The organism is Quisquiliibacterium sp. (assembly GCF_982640115.1).
In genome coordinates, this window is sequence record NZ_CEXFHW010000007.1 from 11,909 (window position 1) to 35,250 (window position 23,342).

A 23,342-nucleotide genomic window follows, 5' to 3' on the forward strand; every position below is an offset into this window, starting at 1 on the left:
CAGCGCAATGGAAAAACCGCACTGCTGTCCGAGGGACGGTTCGAGAGGGGTTCAGCGGGCCGGATGCCCTGTGATAAGTTCCGAAGCAGGCGGATCGGGCCGGCGTCAGGCCTGTTTGCCACCAATACACCAACAATCCAGGAGGAACGCAGATGTCGCTCGTCGCCGAATTCAAGGCATTCGCCATCAAGGGCAATGTGATGGACCTCGCCGTGGGGGTGATCATCGGCGCCGCCTTCGGCAAGATCGTCGACTCGGTGGTGGGCGACCTGATCATGCCGGTGGTGGCCGCCATCATCGGCGGCAAGCTCGATTTCTCCAGCCTGCTGGTGCCGCTGGGACAGATCCCGCCGGGCACCGTCATGAGCCTCGATGCCCTGAAGAAGGCCGGCGTGCCGGTCTTCGCCTACGGCAGCTTCATCACCATCGCGGTCAACTTCCTGATCCTCGCGTTCATCATCTTCATGATGGTCAAGGCGATGAACCGCTGGAAACAGGCCGACGCCGCCGCGCCGGCCGCGCCCGCCGAGCCGCCGCCCCCGCCGGCCAGCGAGGTGCTGCTTGCCGAGATCCGCGACCTGCTCAAGCAGCAGCGCGCCTGAGTCGCCACGCGGCGGCGGGCGCCGCTACACCGGGTTGGGGTCGTCGATGAACCGGTGGCGCAGCCCGAACGCCGCGGCCAGCCGCTCGCCCAGGGCCTGCACCCCGTAGCGCTCGGTGGCGTGATGGCCGGCTGCGAAGTACGCGATGCCGAGCTCGCGTGCGAGATGGGTGGTGCGCTCTGACACCTCGCCGCTGATGAAGGCGTCGGCGCCGGCCTGCGCGGCCTGGGCCAGCATGTCCTGGGCCGCCCCGGTGCACCAGGCCACCCGCCGCACACGCCGGCGCGACGGACCGAGCACCAGTGGCTCGCGGCCCAGCACCTGCGCCAGACGGGCGGCGAGCTCGGGCACGGCCAACGGCTGCGCCAGCCGGTGCCAGCAGCCGAGGCCCTCCTGGCCGAAACGCCCGTCCACCGTCCAGCCCAGCCGCAGCCCGAGCTGGGTGTTGTTGCCGACTTCGGGATGGACATCCAGCGGCAGGTGATACGCAAACAGGTTGAGCCGGCCACCGAGCACCAGCGCCAGCCGTTCGCGGTGCGGACCGAGCACCCGCGGGTCATCGCCGCGCCAGAACCAGCCGTGATGGACGAGCAGCGTGTCGGCGCCGGCTCGCAGCGCGGCACGCACGAAGGCGGCACTGGCCGTCACGCCGCTTGCCACCACCGCCACCCGGGGCGAACCTTCCACCTGCAGCCCGTTTGGGCAATAATCGGCGAAGCGCTCCGGGCTCAGGCACTGCGCCAGATAATCCGCCACACGCTGCCGCGGAACCCCGGCCCGATCCCCGCCTCTCTCACGCTCTCTGGCCATACGCATGCTCCATCGTCTCTGGCTGGTGTTCGCGCAGGCGGTCACGGTGCTGCTGGCCGCCGTGTTCGTGGTGGCCAGCTTCCAGCCGCAGTGGCTGCCCGGCCGCCTCGGGCGCGCACCCGAACCCGCTGCGGGTCAGAGCGCCGTCGCCGGCGGCAGCCCTGCCGGCGCTCGCGGCGAAACCCGTCGCGACGCTGCGATTCTTTCATACAGCGAAGGCGCCCGCCGGGCCACCGCCTCGGTGGTGAACATCTTCACCACCAAGCAGGTCCGGGTGCCGAAGGACCATCCGCTGCTCAACGATCCGCTGTTCAGGCGCTTCTTCGGTGAGCAGTTCGCCCAGCGCCAGCAGACCTCCAGCCTGGGCTCGGGCGTGATCATCTCCGCCGACGGGCTGGTGGTCACCAACCACCATGTCGTCGAGTCGGCCGACGAGATCGAGGTGCTGCTCTCCGATGGTCGCCGCGCGCGGGCCACGGCCGTGGGCAGCGACCCCGAGACCGATCTCGCCGTGCTGCGCATCGCGCTCGACAAGCTGCCCGCCATCGAATTCGGGCAGGCTGATGCCGCGCGCGTGGGCGATGTGGTGCTGGCCGTGGGCAATCCCTTCGGCGTGGGTCAGACCGTGACCATGGGCATCATCAGTGCCCTGGGCCGCAGCCAGCTCGGCATCAACACCTTCGAGAATTTCATCCAGACCGATGCCGCCATCAACCCCGGCAACTCCGGCGGCGCGCTGGTCGACTCCGCCGGCCGCCTGATCGGGATCAACACCGCCATCTATTCACGCAGCGGCGGTTCGCTGGGCATCGGGTTTGCCATCCCGGTGAGCACGGTGCGGCAGGTGACCGAGCAGCTGGTGGCCAGCGGCAGCGTCACCCGGGGCTACATCGGCGTGGAGCCGCAGGACATCACCCCGGAACTCGCCGAGGCCTTCAAGCTGCCTCGCCAGCAGGGCGCGATCATCGCCGGCGTGATGCGCGGCGGGCCTGCCGACAGGGCCGGCGTGAAGGTCGGTGACATCCTGGTGTCGGTGGATGGCGCGGCCATCAGCGGTACCGCGGCCATGCTCGAGACCATCTCGCAGCTCAAGCCGGGCGGCGTCAGCCGCTTTCGCTTCGTGCGCGAAGGCCGCGAGATCGATCTGCCGGTGACCGTGGGCAAGCGCCCGCGACCGGGTCAGAAGGGCGAGTAGCGCAGTTGCCCGAACGGGCCTCGGCAGGCGGCCGGGCCGCTACGCATGTGGCCGGATCAGGCCCTCAGGCCTTGCCGTCGGAGGATCCGCCCGCGGCGGCATCGGTGCCATCCTCGGCCGGCGCCTCGGGCGCGCGGCTGCGCACGGAAATGAACCCGGCCAGCACGATGCCCAGCTCGTAGAGCAGGCACAGCGGCACCGCGAGCATGAACTGCGAGAGCACGTCGGGCGGGGTGAGCACCGCCGCCACCACGAAGGCCCCCACCACCACATAGCGGCGTGCCTCGCGCAGCTGCTGCGTGGTGACCATGCCGAGCTTGACCAGCAGCATCTCGACCACCGGCACCTCGAAGGTGAGACCGAAGCCGAAGAAGATCGCCAGGGTGAAGTCCCAGTACTTCTGCAGGTCCTGCATCACGTCGGCGCCGGTGTCCGCCGCGAAGGCATAGAAGAACTTGTAGGCGGCCGGCAGCACGAAGAAGTAGGCGAAGCTGATGCCGACCACCAGGAAGAACACGCTGGAGACGATCAGCGGCAGGGCGAACTTCTTCTCGTGCTCGTAGAGGCCCGGCGCGACGAAGGCCCATGCCTGGTAGAGCACCCAGGGCAGAGACAGCAGCAGCGCCGCGAGGAAGGCGACCTTGGTGAGGGTGAAGAAGGCGCCGGCCTGGTCGGTGAAGATCGGCTTCTGTCCGGCCGGGAGCGACTGGTAGAGCGGCTGCGAGAGCAGCTTCATGATGTCGCCGCTGAAGTAGAAGCACACCCCGAAGAGCACCAGCACCACGATCAGCGACTTGACGAGCCGGTCTCGCAGCTCGACCAGATGGGAGACGAAGCTCTCTTCCTGGGCGGGGTCGGTGGACTTGCTCTCGGAACGCAGCAGACGGGGCAGACGCAAGGGGGGCTCCGGTCAGCGGCGCTTGGGCGGCAGCTTCTTGCCGAGCAGGCGTGCCCGCTCGGTGCGGCGATCCTTGAAACGATCGCGGGTACGACGCGCGGCGTAGATCCTGTCCCAGTCGGTGGTGGGCTGGGAAGACGAGGACGCCGCGTCGGACAGGGTGTCGAGGCTGGTCTGGGCGTCGGAGACCACCGACTGCACCGAACTCTGCAGGTTGCTGGCGGCGTCGGTCACCTCGGTCTTGAGGCGGCGCAGCTCGTCGAGCTCCATCTGGCGGTTGATGTCCGACTTCACATCGCTGACATAACGCTGGAGCTTGCCCATCCACTGGCCCGCCTGCCGGGCCACCCGCGGCAGGCGATCGGGCCCGAGCACGACCAGCGCCACCACGGCGATGATCACCATCTCGGAGAAGCCGATGTCGAACATGGGCGGGCGAAGGGCGGGGAGACGCGGGGTACGGGGTGCGCGCAGGGCTGTGGACGCACGCGCGGCGTGACACGGCTTGCGCGCAGCGCGCGCGAGTCGCGGCCGGTGCGGCCGCGACGCCGGTCGCGCGCTCAGCTCTTGGGCTTGGCGTCGACGTCGATGGTCTTGGCCGCGGCGGTGTCGGTGGCAGCCTTCTCGGTGCCTTCCTTCACGCCTTCCTTGAAGCCACGAACCGCGCCGCCGAGATCGGAGCCGATGTTGCGCAGCTTCTTGGTGCCGAAGACCAGCATGATGATGACCAGCACGATGAGCCAGTGCCAGATGCTCAAGCTTCCCATGGGTGACTCCTGAGGCGTGCGCGAGGCGCCGGGCGGACGGCCGGCCCTCCGGGGAGAGGGCTCACGGCTGCCGGTTCATGCCCGAACCGAGCGGCTGCGGGCCGCCAAGCACATGTATGTGGAGATGATACACCTCCTGCCTGCCCACCCGGCCATTGTTGACCACCACCCGGAAGCCATCGGTGGCGCCCTGCTCGCGGGCGAGCTGCCCGGCCATGCCGAGCATGCGGCCCAGCACCTGCTGGTGCTTCAGGTCGGCGTCGTAGAGATTCTCGACATGGATCTTCGGGATGATCAGGAAGTGCACCGGCGCCTGCGGATGGATGTCGTGGAAGGCGAGGATCTCGTCGTCTTCGTAGACCTTGCGGGCGGGGATCTCGCCGCGGACGATACGGCAGAACAGGCAGTCGGGCTTGTGCATCAGTCGGATCGGGCAGGAGGTTGAGCGGCGTCGCGCGCGGCCTTTTCGGCCAGGCCCGAGAGACCCTCGCGGCGGGCGAGTTCGGCGGCCACATCCTCGGGCCGCAGGCCGTAGTGGGCCAGCATGACGAGGCAGTGGAACCAGAGGTCGGCGGTCTCGGCGACGATGCGCGCGGCATCACCGTCCTTGGCGGCCATCACGGTCTCGGTGGCCTCCTCGCCGATCTTCTTCAGGATGGCATCGGGCGCACGGGCGAGCAGCCGTGCCACATAGGAGCGCTCGGGATCGGCGCCGCGCCGGCTCTCGATGAGATCGGCCAGACGCGACAGCACCTCGGCAGGGTTCACCGGTAGATGTCCTCGGGGTTGCGGATGACCGGGTCGACGCTCTCCCAGCGGCCATCGGTGAGACGCAGGAAGAAGCAGGATTCGCGGCCGGTGTGGCAGGCGATGCCGCCCTGCTGCTCGACCTTGAGCAGCACCACATCCGCGTCGCAGTCCAGGCGCAGCTCCTTCACCCGCTGGAAGTGGCCCGACTCCTCGCCCTTGCGCCAGAGGCGGGCGCGCGAGCGCGAGAAGTACACCGCGCGCCCGGTGAGCGCGGTCTCGAGCAGGGACTCGCGGTTCATCCAGGCCACCATCAGGATGCGCTGCGAGATCGCGTCCTGGGCGATGGCGGGGATCAGGCCGGCAGCGTCGAAGCGGACCTGATCGAGCCAGTCGGTGCGCAGCAGGCCGGCGGCGTCGGACGCCGCCCCGGACTCGGACGCCGGCGCCGCCGCTGGGGCCGGCGCGGCCGCCGAGGCCGGCGCGGGACCCGGCTCGGCGCCGCTCATGACAGCCTCACCGGGATGCCCTGGGCGGCGAGATGGCGCTTGGCCTCGCCCACGGTGTGCTCGCCGAAGTGGAAGATGCTGGCGGCCAGCACCGCGTCAGCGCGGCCCTGGGTGACGCCATCGGCGAGGTGCTGCAGCCTGCCCACGCCACCCGAGGCGATGACCGGGATGCTCACCGCCTCGGAGACCGCGCGGGTGAGGGCGAGGTCGAAGCCCTCGCGGGTGCCGTCGCGGTCCATGCTGGTGAGCAGGATCTCGCCGGCCCCCAGGCGCTGCACCTCGCGGGCCCAGGCCACGGCATCGAGACCGGTGGCGCGGCGCCCGCCGTGGGTGAAGACCTCCCAGCGGCCGGGCGCGACCTGCTTGGCGTCGATGGCCACCACGATGCACTGCGAGCCGTAGCGGGCGCAGGCCTGCGCCACCAGCGCCGGCGATTGCACCGCGGCGCTGTTCATGGAGATCTTGTCGGCGCCGGCATTGAGCAGGCGGCGGACATCGTCGACCGCGCGCACGCCGCCACCCACGGTGAGCGGGATGAAGACCTGCTCGGCCACCGCCTCGATGACATGCAGGATGATGTCGCGCTGGTCGGACGAGGCGGTGATGTCGAGGAAGGTGAGCTCGTCGGCGCCCTGCTCGTCATAGCGGCGGGCGATCTCGACCGGATCGCCGGCATCGCGCAGCTGCAGGAAGTTGACGCCCTTGACCACCCGGCCCGCGGTGACATCGAGGCAGGGAATGATGCGCTTGGTGAGCACTCAGCGCTCGCCGTTGAGTTCGTCGGCGCGGGCCTGGGCGGCGCGGAACTCGAGCCGGCCCTCGTAGAGCGCGCGGCCGAGGATGGCGCCTTCGATGCCCTCGGACTCGATCGCGCACAGGCGGTCGACATCGTCGAGACCGGCGACGCCGCCCGAGGCGTAGACCGGCACGCGCAGTTCGCGGGCCAGGCGCACCGTGGCCTCGATGTTGACGCCCGAGAGCATGCCGTCGCGGCCGATGTCGGTGTAGACCACCGCCTCGACGCCATAGCCCTCGAACTTGCGGGCGAGGTCGAGCACATCATGGCCGGTGAGCTTGCTCCAGCCGTCGGTGGCGACCTTGCCGTCACGGGCGTCGAGCCCGACCATGATCTGGCCGGGGAAGGCGGTGCAGGCATCCTGCAGGAAGCCCGGGTTCTTGACCGCGGCGGTGCCGATGATCACGTAGCTGATGCCGCCATCGAGGTAGCGCTCGATGGTGTCGAGGTCACGGATGCCGCCACCGAGCTGCACCGGGATGCGGTCGCCGACCGCGTTCACGATCGCCTTGACCGCGGCCTGGTTGCGCGGCTTGCCTGCGACCGCGCCGTTGAGGTCGACCAGATGCAGCCGGCGTGCGCCCTGCTCCATCCAGTGCCGGGCCACCGCGGCCGGGTCTTCGGAGAAGACGGTCTCGTCGTTCATGTCGCCCTGGCGCAGGCGCACGCAGCGGCCGTCCTTGAGGTCGATCGCGGGGATCAGGAGCATGGTGTGTGGGGAGGAGAGAAAGCCGGGGAGGCCGATCGGCTAGGGGTTCCAGCTCACGAAGTTGCGGTACAGGCGCAGCCCGGCTGCGGCGCTCTTTTCGGGGTGGAACTGGGTGGCAAAAATATTATCCCGCGCCACGGCGCAGGTAAAGGAAAGGCCATGCTCGCTGACGCCCGCCACCAGCGCGGCCTGCGCCGGCACGGCGTGGTAACTGTGGACGAAGTAGAAGTACTCGCCATCAGGCACCCCCGCCCAGATCGGATGGGCCATGCGCTGGGTGACCCGGTTCCAGCCCATGTGCGGCACCTTCAGGGCCTGCCCGTCAGGGCCGTGCATGCGAGCGGGGTCGAAACGCACCACCTCGCCCGGGAACAGCCCGAGCCCGGCACAGTCCCCCTCGGCACTGTGCTCGAAGAGCATCTGCTCGCCGATGCACACCCCGAACAGCGGCCGGGTTTCGGCAGCGCGCAGCACCGCCTCGTGCAGGCCGCGCTCGCGCAGGAAGCGCATGCAGTCGGGCATGGCGCCCTGGCCGGGGAACACCACGCGGCTGGCCGAGGTGATCTCGCCGGGCTGGTCGGTGACCACCACCCGGGCCTGCGGCGCGACATGCTCGAGGGCCTTGGCCACCGAGCGCAGGTTGCCCATTCCGTAGTCGACGACGGCGATGGTGTTGACGGTCATGGGCAGCAGGCCTGGGCGACGCGGTGACGGGCACGCGGCCCGCCGGGAAAGCGCTAGAGGGCTTCCTTGGTGGACGGCAACCGGCCCGCCATGCGCGGGTCGGGTTCGAGGGCGGCACGCAGCGCGCGGGCGAAGGCCTTGAAGACCGTCTCGCACTGGTGGTGGGCGTTGTCGCCGCGCAGGTTGTCGATGTGCAGCGTGACCAGGGCGTGGTTCACGAAGCCCTGGAAGAATTCATGGGCGAGGTCGACATCGAAGGCGCCGATCATGGCCCGCGTGAAGGGCACCTGCCAGACCAGGCCGGGACGGCCGGAGAAATCGACCACCACGCGCGACAGGGCCTCGTCGAGCGGCACATAGGCATGGCCGTAGCGGCGGATGCCGGTCTTGTCGGGCAGTGCCCGGGCGATGGCCATGCCCAGGGTGATGCCGATGTCCTCGACGGTGTGGTGGGCATCGATGTGCAGATCGCCGCTGGCCTCGACCTCGAGATCGATGAGGCCGTGGCGCGCGATCTGGTCGAGCATGTGGTCGAGGAAGGGCACGCCGCTGGCGAGGCGCCGCTCGCCGGTGCCGTCGAGGTTGACGCGCACCCGCACCCGGGTCTCGGCGGTGTTGCGGACGACTTCCGCGGTTCTGGGATTCATGGCCGGTGCATTCTAACCGCGGCCGTCGCCGGCGGGGCGCGCAGGCTCAGCGCTGACCGCGGCGGGCCCCGCGGCCGCGGCATCGGCGGCAGCCGCGCCGGCCGCCGCGCCCGGACCCGCGCGGTACTCGGCGCTCAGGGCATGGGCCTGCAGACCTTCGCCACGGGCCAGCACCGAGGCCACCGGTCCGAGGGCGGCCGCGCCGGCGGCCGAGATGTGGATGAGGCTGCTGCGCTTCTGGAAATCGTAGACGCCCAGCGGCGAGGAGAAGCGTGCGGTGCGCATGGTGGGCAGCACATGGTTGGGCCCGGCGCAGTAGTCGCCCAGCGACTCGGACGACCAGGCGCCCAGGAACATGGCGCCGGCATGGCGGATGCGCGCGGCCCAGTGCTGCGGCTCGCGGGTGGCGATCTCGAGGTGCTCGGGCGCGATGCGGTCGATGAGGGTGCAGGCCTCCTCGAGGCTGCGCACGCGGATCAGCGCGCCGCGATCAGCCAGCGACTGGCGCACCACCGCCGCCCGCGGCAGCGTGGGCAGCAGCCGTTCGATGGCCTGCGCCACCTGCTCGATGAAGGCCTCGTCGGGACACAGCAGGATGGCCTGCGCCATCTCGTCGTGCTCGGCCTGCGAGAAGAGGTCCATGGCGATCCAGTCGGGATCGACCGAGCCGTCACAGAGCACCAGGATCTCGCTGGGCCCGGCGATCATGTCGATGCCCACCTGGCCGAACACCCGGCGCTTGGCCTCGGCGACATAGGCGTTGCCCGGACCGACGATCTTGTCGACCGCCGGCACGGTGGCCGTGCCCCAGGCGAGCGCAGCCACCGCCTGCGCGCCGCCGATGGTGAACACCCGATCGACACCGGCGATGCAGGCCGCGGCCAGGACCATGGCGTTGCGCACGCCGTCAGGGGTGGGCACCACCATGACCAGCTCGCGCACGCCCGCCACCTTGGCCGGGATGGCGTTCATGAGCACCGAGGAGGGATAGGCGGCCTTGCCGCCCGGCACATACAGGCCCACCCGGTCGATGGCGCTCACCTGCTGGCCCAGGCGGGTGCCGTCGGGCTCGGTGTACGACCAGGAACTGGCCAGCTGGTGCTGATGGTAGGCGCGGATGCGCGCTGCCGCGGTCTCGAGGGCCTGGCGCTGCGCGGGCGGCAGCGCATCGGCTGCGGCCTGCAGCTCGGCCGGCGGCAGCTCGAACCGCGCGGCATCGTCGAGCGCGAGGCGATCGAAGCGGCGGGTGTACTCGACCACCGCGGCATCGCCGCGGGCACGCACGTCGGCGATGATGCCGGCGACCGCCGCCTCGATGTCGCGGTCCTGCCCGGGCTCGTAGGCCAGCAGCGCCGCCAGGCGCGGCTCGAAGCCGGCATCACGGGTGTCGAGACGGGCGATCATGCCGGCACTCCCGGGCCGTCTGCAGCCAGCGCACCGCCAGCCAATGCGGGCCCGGCCACCGCCGCGGCCAGCCGGGCGAGCAGCGGCTCGAGGCGCGCCGAGCGGGTCTTGAGCGAGGCCTGGTTGACCACCAGCCGGGCCGAGATCGGCATGATCTCCTCGACCTCGACCAGCTGATTGGCCTTGAGCGTGCTGCCGGTGCTCACCACATCGACGATCGCATCGGCCAGACCCACCAGCGGCGCGAGCTCCATGGAGCCATAGAGCTTGATCAGGTCCACATGCACGCCCTTGCGGGCGAAGTGCTGGCGGGCGGTATCGACATACTTGGTGGCCACCCGCAGCCGCGCCCCGCGGCGCACCGCGTGGGCGTAATCGAAACCCACCGGCGCGGCCACGCACAGCCGGCACACGCCGATGCCGAGGTCGATGGGCTGGTAAAGGCCCTCACCGCCGTGCTCGAGCAGCACATCCTTGCCGGCCACGCCGAGGTCGGCGGCGCCGTACTGCACATAGGTGGGCACGTCGCTTGCACGCACGATGATCAGCCGAAGCCCCGGGTCGCCGGTTGGCAGGATCAGCTTGCGCGAGCGCGTGGCCTCGGGGTCGACCGCAATGCCGGCTGCCGCCAGCAGCGGCACGGTGTCGTCGAAGATGCGGCCCTTGGACAGGGCAAGGGTGATCGGCGCGTCGGACATGGGGGACGGCTCCGGGGTCAGCCGGGCTGGCGCTCGATGCGCGCGCCCAGGGCGGCGAGCTTGGCTTCCATGCGCTCGTAGCCGCGATCGAGGTGGTAGATGCGGTTGACCAGGGTCTCGCCTTCGGCGACCAGACCGGCCACCACCAGGCCGGCGGAGGCGCGCAGGTCGGTGGCCATGACCGCCGCGCCGGAGAGCGCCGGCACACCGCGCACCACCGCGGTGTTGCCCTCGATGGTGATGTCGGCGCCCAGCCGCTGCAGCTCCAGCGCGTGCATGAACCGGTTCTCGAAGATGGTCTCGGTGATCACGCCGGCGCCCTGCGCGATGCAGTTCAGGGCCATGAACTGAGCCTGCATGTCGGTGGCCAGGCCCGGATAGGGCGCGGTGCGCAGGTTGAGCGCACGCGGCCGCCCGTGCATGGCGAGGCGGATGGTGTCGGGGCCGCAGTCGATGGTTGCGCCGGCCTCGCGCAGCTTCTCGAGCGTGGCATCCATGCCGGCGGGCTGGGCGCCGGTGAGGGTGATGCTGCCGCCGGTGGCCGCGGCTGCGCACAGGAAGGTGCCGGCCTCGATGCGGTCGGGCATGACCCGGTGGCTCGCACCATGCAGGCTGGCCACGCCCTCGACCACCACCCGGTCGGTGCCGGCGCCGCGGATGCGCGCGCCCATGGCGATCAGGGCCTGGGCGAGGTCGACCACCTCGGGCTCGCGGGCGGCGTTCTCGATGATGGTCTCGCCCTCGGCGAGGGTGGCGGCCATCATGAGGTTCTCGGTGCCAGTGACCGTGACCATGTCGGTGACGATGCGCGCGCCTTTCAGGCGCGGCGCGCTGGCCACCATGTAGCCGTGCTCGATGTGGATCTCGGCGCCCATCGCCTGCAGGCCCTTGATGTGCTGGTCGACCGGACGCTGGCCGATCGCGCAGCCCCCCGGCAGCGAGACCCGGGCGCGGCCGAAGCGCGCCACCAGCGGGCCGAGCACCAGCACCGAGGCGCGCATGGTGCGCACCAGGTCATAAGGAGCATCGACCGAGCTGACCGCGGCCGCCTCGAGGGTGACCTCATCGCCCTCGCGCCGGCTGCTCACGCCCATCTGCCCGAGCAGGCGCAGCGCCGTGGCCACATCCTGCAGGCGCGGCACATTGCCCACCACCAGCGGCTCGGCGGTCAGCAGGCTGGCGAACAGGATGGGCAGCGCGGCGTTCTTGGCGCCCGAGACCGGCACCTCGCCGGACAGGCGCTGGCCGCCGCGCACGCAGAGACGGTCCACGGCTCAGGCCTTGCGGGCGGCCCACTCGGCCGGCGTGAGGGTTTTCATGGACAGCGCGTGGATCTCCTCGCGCATGCGGTCGCCGAGCACGGCGTAGACGATCTGGTGGCGCTGCACCGGGCGCTTGCCCTCGAAGGCGGCAGCGACGATCACCGCGTCGAAGTGCCGGCCGTCGCCATCGACCTCGAGGTGCTCGCAGGGCAGACCGGCGGCGATGTAGCCGCGCAGCAAGTCGGGTGTGACCATGGGGATACCGTTCTCAGTGCCGAAGCTTGTAGCCGGAGTGCAGCATGCGCAGCGCCACGGCCGAGACCACCGCCAGCGTGGCGGCGACCACGCCGAGGCTCACCAGCGGCGGCACATCGGACTGGCCGAAGAAGCCGTAGCGGAAGCCGTCGACGATGTAGAAGAAGGGATTCAGGTGCGAGACCGCCTGCCAGAAGGCCGGCAGCGAATGCACCGAGTAGAACACCCCGGCCAGGAAGGTGGCCGGCGCGATCACGAAGCTCTGCACCGCCGCCATCTGGTCGAACTTCTCGGACCAGATGCCCGCGATGAGCCCCATTGTACCGAGGATGGCGCAGCCCAGCAGGCCGAAGAGCACCGCCCACAGCGGCGCGGCGAAGCGAGGCACCGAGAAGAACAGGGTCACCGCGAACACCCCGGCGCCGACCGCCAGGCCGCGCACCATGGCCGCACCCGCGTAGGCCGCGAACAGATCGCGCACCGACAGCGGCGGCAGCAGCACGAACACGATGTTGCCGGTGACCTTCGACTGGATGAGGGACGACGAGGCATTGGCGAAGGCATTCTGGAGCATGGCCATCATGACCAGGCCGGGCACCAGGAACTCGGTGTAGCCGATGCCCGGGAAGGCCTCGACCCGGCCCTGCAGCGCATTGGCGAAGACCAGCAGGTAGAGCACCGTGGACACCACCGGGCCGGCCACGGTCTGGTAGACCACCTTCCAGAAGCGCAGGACCTCCTTGCGCAGCAGCGTGACGAAGCCGGCGCTCACGCCGCCTCCTCGCGCATGATGCGCAGGAACACCTGCTCGAGGTCGGTGTGGGTCATCTCCATGTCGAGCAGGGTGCAGCCGGCCAGGCGCAGTTCGGCGAGCAGCGGCTCGACCTCGTCCCAGGAACCCACCGGCAGGCGCACCCGGCCGTCGGGGCCGGCGACCTGGGCCGGCGCACCGCCCGCTGCAGCCGTCGGCGTGTCGGCGGCAAGCGCTGCCGCGGCCCGCGCGGCCAGTGCCGGCGGCAGAGGGGCTCCGGCCAGCCGCAGCACCAGCGTGCCGCCCTTGAAGCGGCCGATCAGGCGCGCGGTGTCATCGAGAGCCACCACCTGGCCGAGCTTGAGCATGGCAATCCGCCCGCACAGCTCCTGCGCCTCCTCGAGGTAGTGGGTGGTCAGCACGATGGTGTGGCCCTCGCGGTTGAGCCGGCGCACGAAGTTCCAGAGCGACTGGCGCAGCTCGACATCGACTCCCGCCGTGGGCTCGTCGAGCACGATCACCGGCGGGCGATGCACCAGCGCCTGCGCCACCAGCACCCGGCGCTTCATGCCGCCCGAGAGCGAGCGCATGTTGGCCTCGGCCTTGCCGGTGAGGTCGAGGTTGGCAAGGATCTCGTCGATCCAGTCGTCGTTGCGGCGCAGGCCGTAGTAGCCCGAGGTGATGCGCAGGGTCTCGCGCACCGTGAAGAAGGGATCGAACACCAGTTCCTGCGGCACCACCCCCAGCGCCCGGCGCGCGGCCTGGTCCTGGGCGACCACATCGTGGCCCATGACCCGGATCTGCCCGGAGCCGGGGCGGGCCAGGCCGGCGATGCAGGAGATCAGGGTGGTCTTGCCGGCGCCATTGGGGCCGAGCAGGCCGAAGAACTCGCCCTGGGCGATGCTCAGCGACACGCCGCGCAGGGCCTGCAGCTTGCCGTAGCGCTTGGTGACCTCGCGGATCTCGATCGCGGGAACCGCGGTCTCAGGCAGGCTCATGCGGACCGAAAAGCAGGGCATCGACCCCGTAGAGCTGGGCCAGCTTGCGCAGGTTGGGCGGCGGACCGATCAGGCCGAGCGCCTGACCGCGGCTGGTGGCCTGACGACGCAGCTCGAGCAGGATGCCGATGAGGGAGGAATCGAAGTCGGCGCAGCCAGCGAGATCGAGGCCGCTGGCGCCTTCGGCCAGGGCACGGCTGCCCGCGGCGAGTTCGGCGCCGGCATTGCCGAACAGGACGCTGGCGGGCAGGCGGTGGATCGGGCCCGGGGCGGGAGCGGTCACGGATGCACTCAGGACTTGCGCGGCTGCTCGAACGAGCGGTTCTTGTCGACCAGCGACTTGATCAGACCGTCGACGCCACGGGCGGAGATCTCCTGGGCGAACTGGTTGCGGTAGGTTTCCACCAGCCACACGCCGAGGACATTCACGTCGTAGATCTTCCAGGCCTCGCCCGACTTCTCGAGGCGGTAGTCGAGCTGCACCGGCTCACCGCGCGAGGGGACGACCTCGCTGCGCACGATCACCTCGGTGTCGGCCGGATCGGCACGCAGCGGTTTCATGCGGATCTGCTGGTCCTTCACCGAGCCGAGGGCGCCGGAGTAGGTGCGCAACAGCAGGGTGCGGAACTCGGCCATGAGCAGCTTCTGCTGCTCGGGGGTGGCGCTGCGCCAGCCCCGGCCCACCGCCAGCGCGGTCATGCGCTGGAAGTTGACATGCGGCATGACGGTGGCATCGACAAACTCGGAGAGCTTGCGGAACTCGCCGGCCTGGATGTCCTTGTCGGTGCGGATGCGATCGAGCACCTCGGCCGACACCCGGCGGATCAGCGCATCGGGGGCCTCGGCGGCACGGGCGGCGGGCGTGACCGCGAGCGCGGCGGCGGCCAGCGACAGCAGCACGGCGACAGCGCGAAGGAATGGGCGTCTCATGATGTCCCTCGGGGGCGGGTCAGTCTTCCTCGCGCAGCGGCGGCGGGTCGCCGTCGTACACCAGGTTGCGGCGGCGCTGCAGATAGCTGTCGCGCACGAAACTGTAGGCATCGAGCGAGGCGCCCTCCAGCAGCCGCTCGGAGCCGAGCAGGCGGGCACGGGTCTCGATGATCAGGCCGCCGGTGAATGCCTCCTTCTGGGCCTTGGAGGCATGCTCCCAGATCGGGTCGCCCTTGAGGCCGCCAATCAGGCCGGCCGTTTCGCGCGCCGACGAAGGCCCCAGGAAGGGCAGCACCAGGTAGGGCCCCGGCGGCACGCCCCAGCGGCCCAGGGTCTGACCGAAATCCTCATGGTGCTTCTCGAGCCCGATCGCGCCGGCGACATCGGCCATGCCACCGAAGCCGAACACGGTGTTGACCAGGAAGCGGGTGAGGTCGGACAAGGCCAGCACCGGCTTGCCCTGGAGCAGCTGGTTGACCGCGATCCAGGGATCGACCAGGTTGGACAGCACCCCGGAGAACGACTGGCGAAGCACCTCGGGCACGACCGCGTCGTAGGCGCGCGCGACCGGCCGCACCACCAGCTGGTCGGCCTGATCGTTGAAGCCCCAGATCACGCGGTTCATGGGCTCGAGCGGGTCGCGGGCGGCGGCCGGACCGCCGGGGGCGGCGCAGCCGGCGGCCAGCGACAGCAGGGCGGCAGCGGCCAGGCCGCGGGCGAGACGGCGAAGGACCCTCACTTGCGGTCTCCCTCGGCAGCCTTGCCGTAGAGGAACTGGCCGATCAGGTTCTCGAGCACCACCGCCGACTGGGTCATGCTGATCATGCCGTCGGGCTCGACCATGGCGGCATCGCCGCCCGGCTCCAGGCCGATGTACTGCTCGCCGAGCAGGCCCGAGGTCATGATCTTGGCCGAGCTGTCCTTGGGGAAGCGGTAGCGGCCATCGAGCGCCATGAGCACCTCGGCCTGGTAGGTCTTGTCGTTGAAGCGGATGGCCGTGACCCGGCCGACCACCACCCCGGCGCTGCGAACCGCCGCACGCGGCTTGAGTCCGCCGATGTTGTCGAAGCGGGCCTTGACCTGGTAGGTGTCGGACAGGCCGATGGCGGCGTTCATGTTGCCGGCCCGCATGGCCAGGAACACCAGCGCGCAGAAGCCGAGGACGACGAACAGGCCGACCATGATGTCGACCGAGAAGTTGCGATTCATGTGCGGTTGCTCCCTGCGCCCTAGGTGGTGCTGAACATCAGCGCGGTGAGGATGAAGTCCAGGCCGAGGATGGCCAGCGAGGCGACCACCACGGTGGTGGTGGTGGCTCGCGACACCCCCTCGGGGGTGGGGTCGGCCTCGAAGCCGACGAACAGCGCCACGAAGGCCACGGTGAAACCGAAGACGATGCTCTTGACCACGCCGTTGCCGACATCGAGCAGCCAGTCGACGCCGCCCTGCATCTGCGACCAGAACGAGCCGGCATCGACGCCGATCATCTCGACGCCGACCAGGTAGCCACCGAGCACGCCCATGGACGAGAACAGCGCCGCGAGCAGCGGCATGCAGATCACCGCAGCGAGGAAGCGCGGTGCCAGCACCCGGGCCACCGGGTCGACCGCCATCATCTGCATGGCGTCGATCTGCTCACCGGCCTTCATGAGCCCGACCTCGGCGGTGAGCGAGGTGCCGGCGCGGCCGGCGAACAGCAGCGCGGTGACCACCGGGCCGAGTTCACGCACCAGCGAGAGCGTGACCAGCAGGCCGAGCGCCTCCTCGGAACCGTAGCGACGCAGCGTGTAGTAGCCCTGCAGGCCGAGCACGAAGCCGATCAGCAGGCCCGACACCAGGATGATCGACAGGGAATAGTTGCCGATGAAGTGGATCTGGTCGATCACCAGACGCGGCCGGCGCAGCGCGAGCAGCCCCAGCCCGCACAGCCTCAGGAAGAAGCGCGCGCCGTAGCCGACCGAGGCGACCGCGTCGAGCGCCCGACGCGCGGGGTTGAAGCCGGCGCTCATGGCTCGATCCCCAGGTCCTGGGCCAGGCTGCGGCGGCTGGCATGGTGGAAGGCCACCGGGCCGTCGATGTCGCCGTCGAGGAACTGGCGCACGGTGGGATCGGTGGAGGCGCGCATCTCGTCAGGGGTGCCCTGCGCGGCGATGCGGCCGGAGGCCAGCAGATAGACATAGTCGGCGATCGCGAACGCGTCCTTGATGTCGTGCGACACCAGGATGGAGGCGACATGCAGGGCGTCGTTGAGCTGGCGGATGAGCTGCGCCACCGTGGCGAGCGAGATCGGATCGAGCCCGGCGAAGGGCTCGTCGTACATGATGAGCGGCGGATCGAGCGCGATGGCGCGCGCCAGCGCCACCCGCCGCGCCATGCCGCCCGAAAGCTGCGAGGTCTGGTAGTGGGCCACGCCGCGCAGGCCCACCGCGTTGAGCTTGAGCAGGACCAGGTCGCGGATGAGGTGCTCGGGCAGCTGGGTGTGCTCGCGCAGCGGAAACGCCACGTTCTCGAAGACGGAGAGGTCGGTGAACAGCGCGCCGAACTGGTAGAGCAGCCCCATGCGCCGCCGCGCGGCGTACAGGCCGTCACGAGACAGCGAGTGCAGCACCTGCCCCTCGAAGGTGACCGTGCCCGAGCGCGGCTTGAGCAGCCCGCCGATCAGCCGCAGGATGGTGGTCTTGCCCGAGCCCGAGCCGCCGATGAGCGCCACCACCCGGCCGCGCTCGAATCGCAGCGAGACGCCGTCGAGGATGGTCCGGTCGCGGTAACCGAACCTGACGTCATCGAGGGTGAGGAAATCCTGGGCCAAGGCGGTGCCGGTTACGCTGGACGAAACCCTGCATTCTAAACCTGTGGGGCGCGGAACGCCGCAAAGGCCCGTGTGCGGGCCCGCTAGCGGCCGTCGAACCAGCCCTGGGCCTCGCCGATCTGCTCGAGGGTGCCGGCGATGACCACGGTGTCGCCGGCGGCCAGGCTGAGGTCGGCGGCCGGGTCGACGATGCGCCGGCCACCGCGCACCACCGCGCTGACCCGGGCGCCACCCAGGGCGAAGCCGCCCAGCGCACGACCGCAGGCCGGGCTGTCGGTGGCGAGCACGATCGCGCGCAGGTGGATCTGGGCATCTTCGATGGCATCCTCACCCGAGTCGTCGGCGCCGTGGAAGAAGCCTTGCAGCAGCGAGTAGCGGTGGGCCCGCACATCGCGCACCCGGCGCAGCACCCGGCCCATCGGCACGCCGGCCAGCGCCAGCGCGTGCGAGGCCAGCATCAGGCTGCCCTCGACAATCTCGGGCACCACCTCGGTGGCCCCGGCCGCGCGCAGGCGCTCGATGTCGGCTTCATGGGAGGTGCGCACGAGGATGGGGATCTGCGGGGCGAGTTCGCGGGCCAGATGCAGGATGCGCAACGCCGCCCCGGTGTCGTCGAAGGTGATCGCCAGGGCGCGGGCCCGGTGCAGACCGGCCGCCAGCAGGGTCTCGCGCCGCGAGCCGTCGCCGTAGACCACCGATTCGCCACTGCCGGCGGCCTGGCGCACCCGGTCGGGGTCGAGGTCGAGGGCCACATAGGCGACCGACTCCGCCTCGAGCACATGGGCCAGGGCCTGGCCGCAGCGACCGAAGCCGCAGACGATCACATGGCGGTCGCGGGCCAGGCTGCGGCTGGCGATGGTCTGCAGCTGCAGCGAGCGCTGCAGCCACTCCTGGGCCGAGACCCGCAGCGCGATGCGGTTGGCCTGCTCGATCAGCAGCGGGCTGATCAGCAGGGACAGCAGCATGGCCGCGAGGATGGGCTGCAGCGACTCGCTGGCGAGCAGCCCCACGGAGCCGGCCAGCGCCAGCAGCACGAAGCCGAATTCGCCGGCCTGGGCCAGCCAGATGCCGGTGCGCACCGAGACGCCGGTGTTGGCACCCAGCGCCCGGGTGAGCGCGGCGGTGACCGCGAACTTGAGCAGCACCGGCACGGCCGTGAGCGCCAGCACCTGGGGCCAGGCCTGCACCAGCACCCGCAGGTCGAGCTGCGAGCCGATGGCCACGAAGAACAGGCCGAGCAGCACATCGCGGAAGGGCTTGATGTCCTCCTCGACCTGGTAGCGGAACTCGGTCTCGGCGATCAGCATGCCGGCCACGAAGGCGCCCAGCTCCATCGACAGGCCGGCCTTGCGGGCCAGCCAGGCGAAGAGCAGCGTGGCCAGCAGCACATTGAGCGTGAAGAGCTCGTGGGAGCGCTGGCGGGCCACCAGGTTGAACCAGCGGCGCATCAGGCGCGGCCCGAAGCGGAACATCAGCACCAGCAGCACCGAGGCGATCAGCGCGGCCTTGCCCACCGAATACATCCAGCCATCGCCGCCCGCAGCCAGCGCCGGAATGATGATCAGCAGGGGGATCACGGCGAGGTCCTGGAACAGCAGCACGCTGAACACCCGCCGGCCGTGGTCGGTCTCGAGCTCGCGCTTGTCGGCGAGCAGCTTCACCACCATGGCGGTGGACGACATCGCGGCAGCCCCGGCCAGGGCGAGCGCAGCCCGCCAGTCGATGCCCTCGCCGAGCAGCCAGCCGACCAGCGCCGCCGGGGCGGCCAGCAGCAGCAGCATGGCCAGCGCCATGGTGCCGCCGACCTGCGCCGCGCCCAGGCCGAACACCAGCCGGCGCATGGCGCCGAGCTTGGCGAGATTGAACTCCAGTCCGAGGGTGAACATCAGGAACACCACGCCGAGCTCGCCGGCATGGGCCACGGCCTGCGGATCGCCGGTGAGGCCGGCCGCATGCGGGCCGAGCAGCGTGCCCACCGCAAGATAGGCCACCAGCGGCGGCAGGCCCAGGCGGCGCAGCAGCACCACCGCGACCACGGAGGCGGCAAGCAGCACCAGGGCGAGTTCAAGCGAGGACAGCACGCGGGGGCTCCGGGGGCGCGCGGGACGCGCAGGACGATGCCGATATACTCGTCCGGATGAACCGCCCCATTCTATCGGCAGGTCATGGTCCGGCGGACGGCGCCTCGCTGGTGGCGCGTGCCCGCGAGGTGCTGCAGATCGAGGCCGAGGCGGTGGCCGCGCTGCCGGCGCGTCTGGGCGAGGACTTCGCCCGGGCCTGCGCGATCATCCTCGCCTGCACCGGCCGGGTGGTGGTGAGCGGCATCGGCAAGTCGGGCCATGTCGGGCGCAAGATCGCCGCCACGCTGGCCTCCACCGGCACCCCCGCCTTCTTCATGCACCCGGCCGAGGCCAGCCACGGCGATCTCGGCATGGTCATCGCCGAGGATGTGGTGCTGGCGCTGTCCAACTCCGGCAGCACCGAGGAGCTGCTGGCGATCGTGCCGCTGGTCAAGCGTCGTGGCGCACGGCTGATCGCCATGACCGGCGATCCCGGCTCGCGGCTGGCGATGCTGGCCGACGCCCACCTCGACGCGGGCGTGGCGCGCGAGGCCTGCCCGCTCAACCTCGCGCCCACGGCCAGCACCACCGCCGCCATGGCGCTGGGCGACGCCCTGGCGGTGGCCCTGCTCGAGGCCCGCGGTTTCGATGCCGAGGACTTCGCCTCCTCGCATCCGGGCGGCGCCCTGGGCCGGCGCCTGCTCACCCTGGTGTCCGATGTCATGCGCCAGGGTGAGGCGCTGCCCACGGTACGCAGCGGCGCGCGGCTGGGCGACGCCATCCTGGAGATCTCGCGCAAGCGCATGGGCATGGTCGCGGTGGTCGACGGGCAGGGCCTGGCGCTGGGCGTGTTCACCGACGGCGACCTGCGCCGGCTGCTCGAGCGCGGCGGGGACATCCGTGCGCTTGCCGTCGATGAGGTCATGACCCGGCAGCCTGCCCGCATCGGGCCGCGCGCGCTGGCCGCCGAGGCGGTGCGCCTGATGGAGTCGCGGCGCATCACGCAGCTGCTGGTGCTCGAGGATGACGGGCGGCTGGTGGGGGCACTGCAGATCCACGATCTGCTGGCCGCCAAGATCGTCTGATGAGCCCGGCCGCCACCACCGCCGGCGCGCGTCGGCCCGCGCGCGACAGCGCCCCCGGGCTGCGCCTGCTCGCCCTCGATGTCGATGGCACGCTCACCGACGGCGCGATCCTGATCGGCCCGCAGGGCGAGGCCATGAAGGCCTTCTCGGTGCGAGACGGTTTCGGTCTGGCCCTGCTGCGCGGGGCTGGCCTGCAGATCGCGATCATCACCGGCCGGCACTCGGCGATCGTCGAGCGCCGCGCCGCCGAGCTCGGCATCGTCCATGTGCGCCAGTCGGTGTCCGACAAGGCGCAGGCGCTGCGCGAGCTGTGCGCCGAACTCGGCATCGGCACCGCTCAGGCCGCGTTCATGGGCGACGACTGGCCCGACCTGCCGGCCATGCGGCTGGCCGGCCTCGCGCTGGCGCCCGCCGACGCCGACCCCGAGGTGCGCGAGCGCGCCGACTGGGTGGCCAGCCGCCCGGGCGGCCACGGCGCGGTGCGCGAGTTCGCCGACTGGTGGCTGGCCCGATGCGGCCTTCGCGACGCCCAGCTTCAGCGCTGGCTCGACCAGGCCGATTCCCCCGGGGCGCTGGCGCCTGCGCCTGGTGGCGATGCGGCGCACGCCAGCGGTCCGGCGTCTCACGGTGGCGCGGCGAGCGGCGATGGCCGGCCCGCCGGCACCCCCGGCTGAGCGCGCCGCCATGCCCGCCCTGCGCCAGGACCGGGTCGCGGCCGCGGTGTCGATCGCACTGCTCGCCGGGCTGACCGCCTACAGCTACTACCTCACCGAGCTCGCCCGCCGCGACGACCCGGCCGCCGGCGCCCGGCCCCCGGCCCACGAACCCGACTACTTCGTCGAACGCTTCTCGCTCACCCGCACCGACCGGCAGGGCGAACCCACCTTCCGGCTGTGGGCCGAGCGGCTGGTGCACTTCCCCGACGACGACAGCAGCGAATTCACCCGGCCCCGCCTGGTGAGCCTGGACCCGACCCGGCCGCGGGTCACGCTCACCGCCCGCGAGGGCCGCACCACCGGCCGAGGCGAGCAGACGCTGCTGAAGGACGAGGTCAGGGTGGTGCGCGAGGCCGGCCCCGAGGCGCCCGCGCTGCGCCTGAGCACCGAGGCCCTGCTGGTGTTCTCCGAGACCGAGACGGCGCGCACCGACCTGCCGGTCCGCATCGAGCGCGGCGGCGCCGTGTTGACCGGTGTCGGCATGGAATTCGATAATCGCCAGGGCACCCTGCAGCTGAGCGAACGGGTGCAGGTCCACTGGCCGCCCGGCACGGGCGCCGGCCAGTCCCCCCGGCAGGCGTCCTCCCCATGATCCCCGCATCTCCCACCCTCGCCCTCTGGCGCGTGCTGGCGCTGGCCTTCGGTCTGCTCGTGGGCGGTACCGCCGGCGCCGAGCGGGCCGACCGCGAGCGCCCCACCCAGGTCGAGGCCGACAGCCTGCGCCACGACGATGTCCGCCAGACCACGGTCTTCACCGGCAATGTGGTGCTCACCCGCGGCACACTGGTGATCCGCGCCGATCGGCTGGTGATGCGCCAGGATCCCGAGGGCTACCAGCACGGCAGCGCCTTCGGCAACCCGGCCACTTTCCGCCAGAAGCGCGACGGTCTCGACCAGTTCGTGCACGGCCGCGCGCAGCAGCTCGACTACGACGGCAAGGCCGAGGTGGTCCGCCTGATCGACCGGGCCCAGCTCAGGCGCCTGGAGCAGGACCGGATCACCGACGAGGTCCACGGCAGCCTGATCGTCTACGACGGCCGCAGCGAGCAGGTCTCGGTCGATGGCGGCAGCCGTGGGGCCACCGCCGACAACCCAGGCGGCCGGGTGCGGCTGGTGATCCAGCCCCGCACCGAGACGGGAGCCGGTGGTGCGCCGGCCGGCCCGTCCGTGCCGCTGAAGCCGGCCAACACGCCGGCCCAGGCCCGCCCCTGATGGCGGCGATCACCGAGGGCACGGGGCTGCCCCCCGGACCGGCCGCCGGATCGAGGCTGACCATCAGCCACCTCATGAAGGCCTATCACGGCCGGCAGGTGGTGCGCGATGTGTCCCTCGAGGTGCGCAGCGGCGAGGTGGTCGGCCTGCTCGGACCCAACGGCGCGGGCAAGACCACCTGCTTCTACATGATCGTGGGCCTGGTGCCCTCTGATGCCGGGGTCATCGAGCTCGACGGCCGGCCCATCGGCCGGCTGCCCATCCATCGCCGGGCCCGCATCGGGCTGTCCTACCTGCCGCAGGAAGCCTCGGTGTTCCGCAAGATGTCGGTCGAGGAGAACATCCGGGCAGTGCTCGAGCTGCAGCCGGCCGCCCAGGGCGGGCCGCTGCCGGCCACCGAGATCGCCAGCCGGCTCGAGGCCCTGCTGGCCGATCTGCAGATCACCCATCTGCGGGGCAACCCGGCGGTGTCGCTGTCGGGCGGCGAGCGGCGCCGGGTCGAGATCGCCCGGGCGCTGGCCAACTCCCCGCGCTTCATCCTGCTCGACGAGCCCTTCGCGGGCGTCGATCCGATCGCGGTGATCGAGATCCAGCGGATCGTGCGCTTCCTCAAGGAGCGTGGCATCGGCGTGCTGATCACCGATCACAACGTGCGCGAGACGCTTGGCATTTGCGATCGGGCGTATATCATCAACGCGGGTACTGTTCTTGCTTCCGGCCGGCCCGACGAGATCATCGCCGACGAAAGCGTCCGCCGCGTCTATCTGGGCGAACACTTCCGGATGTAAGGTCCGGCGT

At 70.9% G+C, this 23,342-nt stretch carries 30 protein-coding genes and 1 pseudogene; 7 read left to right on the forward strand and 24 right to left on the reverse strand.

Features of this window, described 5'->3' with window-relative positions; genetic code table 11:
- Nucleotides 1–152: 152 nt before the first annotated feature.
- Entirely contained in the window at nt 153–602 is a 450-nt protein-coding gene (gene mscL, locus AC2H6A_RS01630) for a large conductance mechanosensitive channel protein MscL (RefSeq protein ID WP_484271383.1), read from the forward strand.
- A gap of 24 nt (nt 603–626) precedes the next feature.
- Here mscL and AC2H6A_RS01635 read toward each other — a convergent pair whose 3' ends face one another.
- The gene (locus AC2H6A_RS01635; protein WP_484271423.1) at nt 627–1,346 is read right to left on the reverse strand and encodes a Nif3-like dinuclear metal center hexameric protein; all 720 of its coding nucleotides are present in this window, start codon (nt 1,344–1,346) and stop codon (nt 627–629) included.
- A gap of 70 nt (nt 1,347–1,416) precedes the next feature.
- Here AC2H6A_RS01635 and AC2H6A_RS01640 point away from each other — a divergent pair, with 70 nt between their 5' ends.
- Complete coding sequence (locus tag AC2H6A_RS01640) at nt 1,417–2,607, forward strand: trypsin-like peptidase domain-containing protein (RefSeq protein ID WP_484271384.1); 1,191 nt, start codon at nt 1,417–1,419, stop codon at nt 2,605–2,607.
- 64 nt (nt 2,608–2,671) lie between these two features.
- Here the strand turns inward: AC2H6A_RS01640 and tatC are convergent, their stop codons facing one another.
- From tatC to AC2H6A_RS01755, 23 genes and pseudogenes are all read right to left on the reverse strand, one after another.
- Entirely contained in the window at nt 2,672–3,505 is an 834-nt protein-coding gene (gene tatC / locus AC2H6A_RS01645; protein ID WP_484271385.1) for a twin-arginine translocase subunit TatC, read from the reverse strand.
- A gap of 12 nt (nt 3,506–3,517) precedes the next feature.
- A complete protein-coding gene (gene tatB, locus AC2H6A_RS01650; protein ID WP_484271386.1) occupies nt 3,518–3,934 on the reverse strand; it encodes a Sec-independent protein translocase protein TatB in 417 nt (138 codons plus the stop codon).
- A gap of 131 nt (nt 3,935–4,065) precedes the next feature.
- Nucleotides 4,066–4,272: a Sec-independent protein translocase subunit TatA gene (gene tatA / locus AC2H6A_RS01655; protein WP_484271387.1), complete on the reverse strand. Its 207-nt coding sequence runs from the start codon at nt 4,270–4,272 to the stop codon at nt 4,066–4,068.
- Nucleotides 4,273–4,333: 61 nt separating this feature from the next.
- Nucleotides 4,334–4,693 (reverse strand): histidine triad nucleotide-binding protein, encoded by a 360-nt coding sequence (locus AC2H6A_RS01660; RefSeq protein WP_484271388.1) that lies wholly within the window; start codon nt 4,691–4,693, stop codon nt 4,334–4,336.
- Nucleotides 4,693–5,040: a phosphoribosyl-ATP diphosphatase gene (locus AC2H6A_RS01665; RefSeq protein ID WP_484271389.1), complete on the reverse strand. Its 348-nt coding sequence runs from the start codon at nt 5,038–5,040 to the stop codon at nt 4,693–4,695. Before AC2H6A_RS01665 ends, AC2H6A_RS01660 begins: the two co-directional genes overlap by 1 nt.
- Nucleotides 5,037–5,423, reverse strand: coding sequence for a phosphoribosyl-AMP cyclohydrolase (hisI, locus tag AC2H6A_RS01670; RefSeq protein WP_484271424.1), 387 nt, complete (start codon nt 5,421–5,423; stop codon nt 5,037–5,039). The genes AC2H6A_RS01665 and hisI overlap by 4 nt, the downstream gene beginning before the upstream one ends.
- A 101-nt stretch (nt 5,424–5,524) precedes the next feature.
- Nucleotides 5,525–6,286 carry an imidazole glycerol phosphate synthase subunit HisF gene (gene hisF / locus AC2H6A_RS01675; RefSeq protein WP_484271390.1) on the reverse strand — a complete coding sequence of 254 codons (762 nt, stop codon included), beginning with the start codon at nt 6,284–6,286 and terminating at the stop codon, nt 5,525–5,527.
- A complete protein-coding gene (gene hisA / locus AC2H6A_RS01680; RefSeq protein WP_484271391.1) occupies nt 6,287–7,033 on the reverse strand; it encodes a 1-(5-phosphoribosyl)-5-[(5-phosphoribosylamino)methylideneamino]imidazole-4-carboxamide isomerase in 747 nt (248 codons plus the stop codon). It lies immediately after the preceding gene.
- Nucleotides 7,034–7,072: 39 nt separating this feature from the next.
- A complete protein-coding gene (gene hisH / locus AC2H6A_RS01685; RefSeq protein WP_484271392.1) occupies nt 7,073–7,717 on the reverse strand; it encodes an imidazole glycerol phosphate synthase subunit HisH in 645 nt (214 codons plus the stop codon).
- A gap of 53 nt (nt 7,718–7,770) precedes the next feature.
- Nucleotides 7,771–8,364 carry an imidazoleglycerol-phosphate dehydratase HisB gene (gene hisB / locus AC2H6A_RS01690; RefSeq protein WP_484271393.1) on the reverse strand — a complete coding sequence of 198 codons (594 nt, stop codon included), beginning with the start codon at nt 8,362–8,364 and terminating at the stop codon, nt 7,771–7,773.
- A gap of 120 nt (nt 8,365–8,484) precedes the next feature.
- A pseudogene (gene hisD, locus AC2H6A_RS01695) lies at nt 8,485–9,768 on the reverse strand (histidinol dehydrogenase); the annotation flags it as partial.
- Nucleotides 9,765–10,466, reverse strand: a complete 702-nt coding sequence (gene hisG / locus AC2H6A_RS01700; protein WP_484271394.1) for an ATP phosphoribosyltransferase — start codon at nt 10,464–10,466, stop codon at nt 9,765–9,767. The pseudogene hisD and the gene hisG, both read right to left, overlap by 4 nt.
- A 17-nt stretch (nt 10,467–10,483) precedes the next feature.
- Nucleotides 10,484–11,737: a UDP-N-acetylglucosamine 1-carboxyvinyltransferase gene (murA, locus tag AC2H6A_RS01705; RefSeq protein ID WP_484271395.1), complete on the reverse strand. Its 1,254-nt coding sequence runs from the start codon at nt 11,735–11,737 to the stop codon at nt 10,484–10,486.
- A 3-nt stretch (nt 11,738–11,740) separates the two neighbouring features.
- Nucleotides 11,741–11,983 (reverse strand): BolA family protein, encoded by a 243-nt coding sequence (locus AC2H6A_RS01710; protein WP_484271396.1) that lies wholly within the window; start codon nt 11,981–11,983, stop codon nt 11,741–11,743.
- Nucleotides 11,984–11,996: 13 nt separating this feature from the next.
- Nucleotides 11,997–12,755 (reverse strand): ABC transporter permease, encoded by a 759-nt coding sequence (locus tag AC2H6A_RS01715; RefSeq protein WP_484271397.1) that lies wholly within the window; start codon nt 12,753–12,755, stop codon nt 11,997–11,999.
- Entirely contained in the window at nt 12,752–13,732 is a 981-nt protein-coding gene (locus AC2H6A_RS01720; RefSeq protein ID WP_484271398.1) for an ABC transporter ATP-binding protein, read from the reverse strand. Before AC2H6A_RS01720 ends, AC2H6A_RS01715 begins: the two co-directional genes overlap by 4 nt.
- Nucleotides 13,719–14,015, reverse strand: a complete 297-nt coding sequence (locus tag AC2H6A_RS01725) for an STAS domain-containing protein (RefSeq protein ID WP_484271399.1) — start codon at nt 14,013–14,015, stop codon at nt 13,719–13,721. Before AC2H6A_RS01725 ends, AC2H6A_RS01720 begins: the two co-directional genes overlap by 14 nt.
- A gap of 8 nt (nt 14,016–14,023) precedes the next feature.
- Nucleotides 14,024–14,662, reverse strand: a complete 639-nt coding sequence (locus AC2H6A_RS01730) for an MlaC/ttg2D family ABC transporter substrate-binding protein (RefSeq protein WP_484271400.1) — start codon at nt 14,660–14,662, stop codon at nt 14,024–14,026.
- A 19-nt stretch (nt 14,663–14,681) separates the two neighbouring features.
- Nucleotides 14,682–15,401 (reverse strand): MlaA family lipoprotein, encoded by a 720-nt coding sequence (locus tag AC2H6A_RS01735; RefSeq protein WP_484271401.1) that lies wholly within the window; start codon nt 15,399–15,401, stop codon nt 14,682–14,684.
- The gene (gene mlaD, locus AC2H6A_RS01740; protein WP_484271402.1) at nt 15,398–15,871 is read right to left on the reverse strand and encodes an outer membrane lipid asymmetry maintenance protein MlaD; all 474 of its coding nucleotides are present in this window, start codon (nt 15,869–15,871) and stop codon (nt 15,398–15,400) included. The genes AC2H6A_RS01735 and mlaD overlap by 4 nt, the downstream gene beginning before the upstream one ends.
- 20 nt (nt 15,872–15,891) lie before the next feature.
- On the reverse strand, nt 15,892–16,671 hold the full coding sequence (mlaE, locus tag AC2H6A_RS01745; protein ID WP_484271403.1) for a lipid asymmetry maintenance ABC transporter permease subunit MlaE: 780 nt from the start codon (nt 16,669–16,671) through the stop codon (nt 15,892–15,894).
- Complete coding sequence (locus tag AC2H6A_RS01750; protein ID WP_484271404.1) at nt 16,668–17,471, reverse strand: ABC transporter ATP-binding protein; 804 nt, start codon at nt 17,469–17,471, stop codon at nt 16,668–16,670. Before AC2H6A_RS01750 ends, mlaE begins: the two co-directional genes overlap by 4 nt.
- 83 nt (nt 17,472–17,554) lie before the next feature.
- The gene (locus tag AC2H6A_RS01755) at nt 17,555–19,552 is read right to left on the reverse strand and encodes a monovalent cation:proton antiporter family protein (protein WP_484271405.1); all 1,998 of its coding nucleotides are present in this window, start codon (nt 19,550–19,552) and stop codon (nt 17,555–17,557) included.
- Nucleotides 19,553–19,608: 56 nt separating this feature from the next.
- Between AC2H6A_RS01755 and AC2H6A_RS01760 the strand changes: the two genes are divergently transcribed.
- The 5 genes from AC2H6A_RS01760 to lptB are packed head-to-tail and all read left to right on the forward strand — an operon-like array spanning nt 19,609 to nt 23,332.
- Nucleotides 19,609–20,616, forward strand: coding sequence for a KpsF/GutQ family sugar-phosphate isomerase (locus tag AC2H6A_RS01760; RefSeq protein ID WP_484271406.1), 1,008 nt, complete (start codon nt 19,609–19,611; stop codon nt 20,614–20,616).
- The gene (locus tag AC2H6A_RS01765) at nt 20,616–21,290 is read left to right on the forward strand and encodes a KdsC family phosphatase (RefSeq protein ID WP_484271407.1); all 675 of its coding nucleotides are present in this window, start codon (nt 20,616–20,618) and stop codon (nt 21,288–21,290) included. The genes AC2H6A_RS01760 and AC2H6A_RS01765 overlap by 1 nt, the downstream gene beginning before the upstream one ends.
- 10 nt (nt 21,291–21,300) lie before the next feature.
- A complete protein-coding gene (lptC, locus tag AC2H6A_RS01770; protein WP_484271408.1) occupies nt 21,301–21,924 on the forward strand; it encodes an LPS export ABC transporter periplasmic protein LptC in 624 nt (207 codons plus the stop codon).
- A complete protein-coding gene (gene lptA / locus AC2H6A_RS01775; protein WP_484271409.1) occupies nt 21,921–22,544 on the forward strand; it encodes a lipopolysaccharide transport periplasmic protein LptA in 624 nt (207 codons plus the stop codon). Before lptC ends, lptA begins: the two co-directional genes overlap by 4 nt.
- Nucleotides 22,544–23,332 (forward strand): LPS export ABC transporter ATP-binding protein, encoded by a 789-nt coding sequence (lptB, locus tag AC2H6A_RS01780; RefSeq protein ID WP_484271410.1) that lies wholly within the window; start codon nt 22,544–22,546, stop codon nt 23,330–23,332. Before lptA ends, lptB begins: the two co-directional genes overlap by 1 nt.
- Nucleotides 23,333–23,342 lie beyond the last annotated feature (10 nt).

Bases quoted from the DNA above. Each gene is read 5' to 3' on its own strand.
- hisG (WP_484271394.1), bottom strand. From the start codon at position 10,466: ATGTCCGACGCGCCGATCACCCTTGCCCTGTCCAAGGGCCGCATCTTC.
- AC2H6A_RS01720 (WP_484271398.1), bottom strand. From the start codon at position 13,732: ATGAGCCTGCCTGAGACCGCGGTTCCCGCGATCGAGATCCGCGAGGTC.
- tatA (WP_484271387.1), bottom strand. From the start codon at position 4,272: ATGGGAAGCTTGAGCATCTGGCACTGGCTCATCGTGCTGGTCATCATC.
- lptA (WP_484271409.1), top strand. From the start codon at position 21,921: ATGATCCCCGCATCTCCCACCCTCGCCCTCTGGCGCGTGCTGGCGCTG.
- AC2H6A_RS01765 (WP_484271407.1), top strand. From the start codon at position 20,616: ATGAGCCCGGCCGCCACCACCGCCGGCGCGCGTCGGCCCGCGCGCGAC.
- hisA (WP_484271391.1), bottom strand. From the start codon at position 7,033: ATGCTCCTGATCCCCGCGATCGACCTCAAGGACGGCCGCTGCGTGCGC.
- lptB (WP_484271410.1), top strand. From the start codon at position 22,544: ATGGCGGCGATCACCGAGGGCACGGGGCTGCCCCCCGGACCGGCCGCC.
- mlaD (WP_484271402.1), bottom strand. From the start codon at position 15,871: ATGAATCGCAACTTCTCGGTCGACATCATGGTCGGCCTGTTCGTCGTC.
- hisH (WP_484271392.1), bottom strand. From the start codon at position 7,717: ATGACCGTCAACACCATCGCCGTCGTCGACTACGGAATGGGCAACCTG.
- AC2H6A_RS01760 (WP_484271406.1), top strand. From the start codon at position 19,609: ATGAACCGCCCCATTCTATCGGCAGGTCATGGTCCGGCGGACGGCGCC.
- AC2H6A_RS01710 (WP_484271396.1), bottom strand. From the start codon at position 11,983: ATGGTCACACCCGACTTGCTGCGCGGCTACATCGCCGCCGGTCTGCCC.
- tatB (WP_484271386.1), bottom strand. From the start codon at position 3,934: ATGTTCGACATCGGCTTCTCCGAGATGGTGATCATCGCCGTGGTGGCG.
- AC2H6A_RS01730 (WP_484271400.1), bottom strand. From the start codon at position 14,662: ATGAGACGCCCATTCCTTCGCGCTGTCGCCGTGCTGCTGTCGCTGGCC.
- lptC (WP_484271408.1), top strand. From the start codon at position 21,301: ATGCCCGCCCTGCGCCAGGACCGGGTCGCGGCCGCGGTGTCGATCGCA.
- hisB (WP_484271393.1), bottom strand. From the start codon at position 8,364: ATGAATCCCAGAACCGCGGAAGTCGTCCGCAACACCGCCGAGACCCGG.
- mscL (WP_484271383.1), top strand. From the start codon at position 153: ATGTCGCTCGTCGCCGAATTCAAGGCATTCGCCATCAAGGGCAATGTG.
- AC2H6A_RS01660 (WP_484271388.1), bottom strand. From the start codon at position 4,693: ATGCACAAGCCCGACTGCCTGTTCTGCCGTATCGTCCGCGGCGAGATC.
- AC2H6A_RS01640 (WP_484271384.1), top strand. From the start codon at position 1,417: ATGCTCCATCGTCTCTGGCTGGTGTTCGCGCAGGCGGTCACGGTGCTG.
- mlaE (WP_484271403.1), bottom strand. From the start codon at position 16,671: ATGAGCGCCGGCTTCAACCCCGCGCGTCGGGCGCTCGACGCGGTCGCC.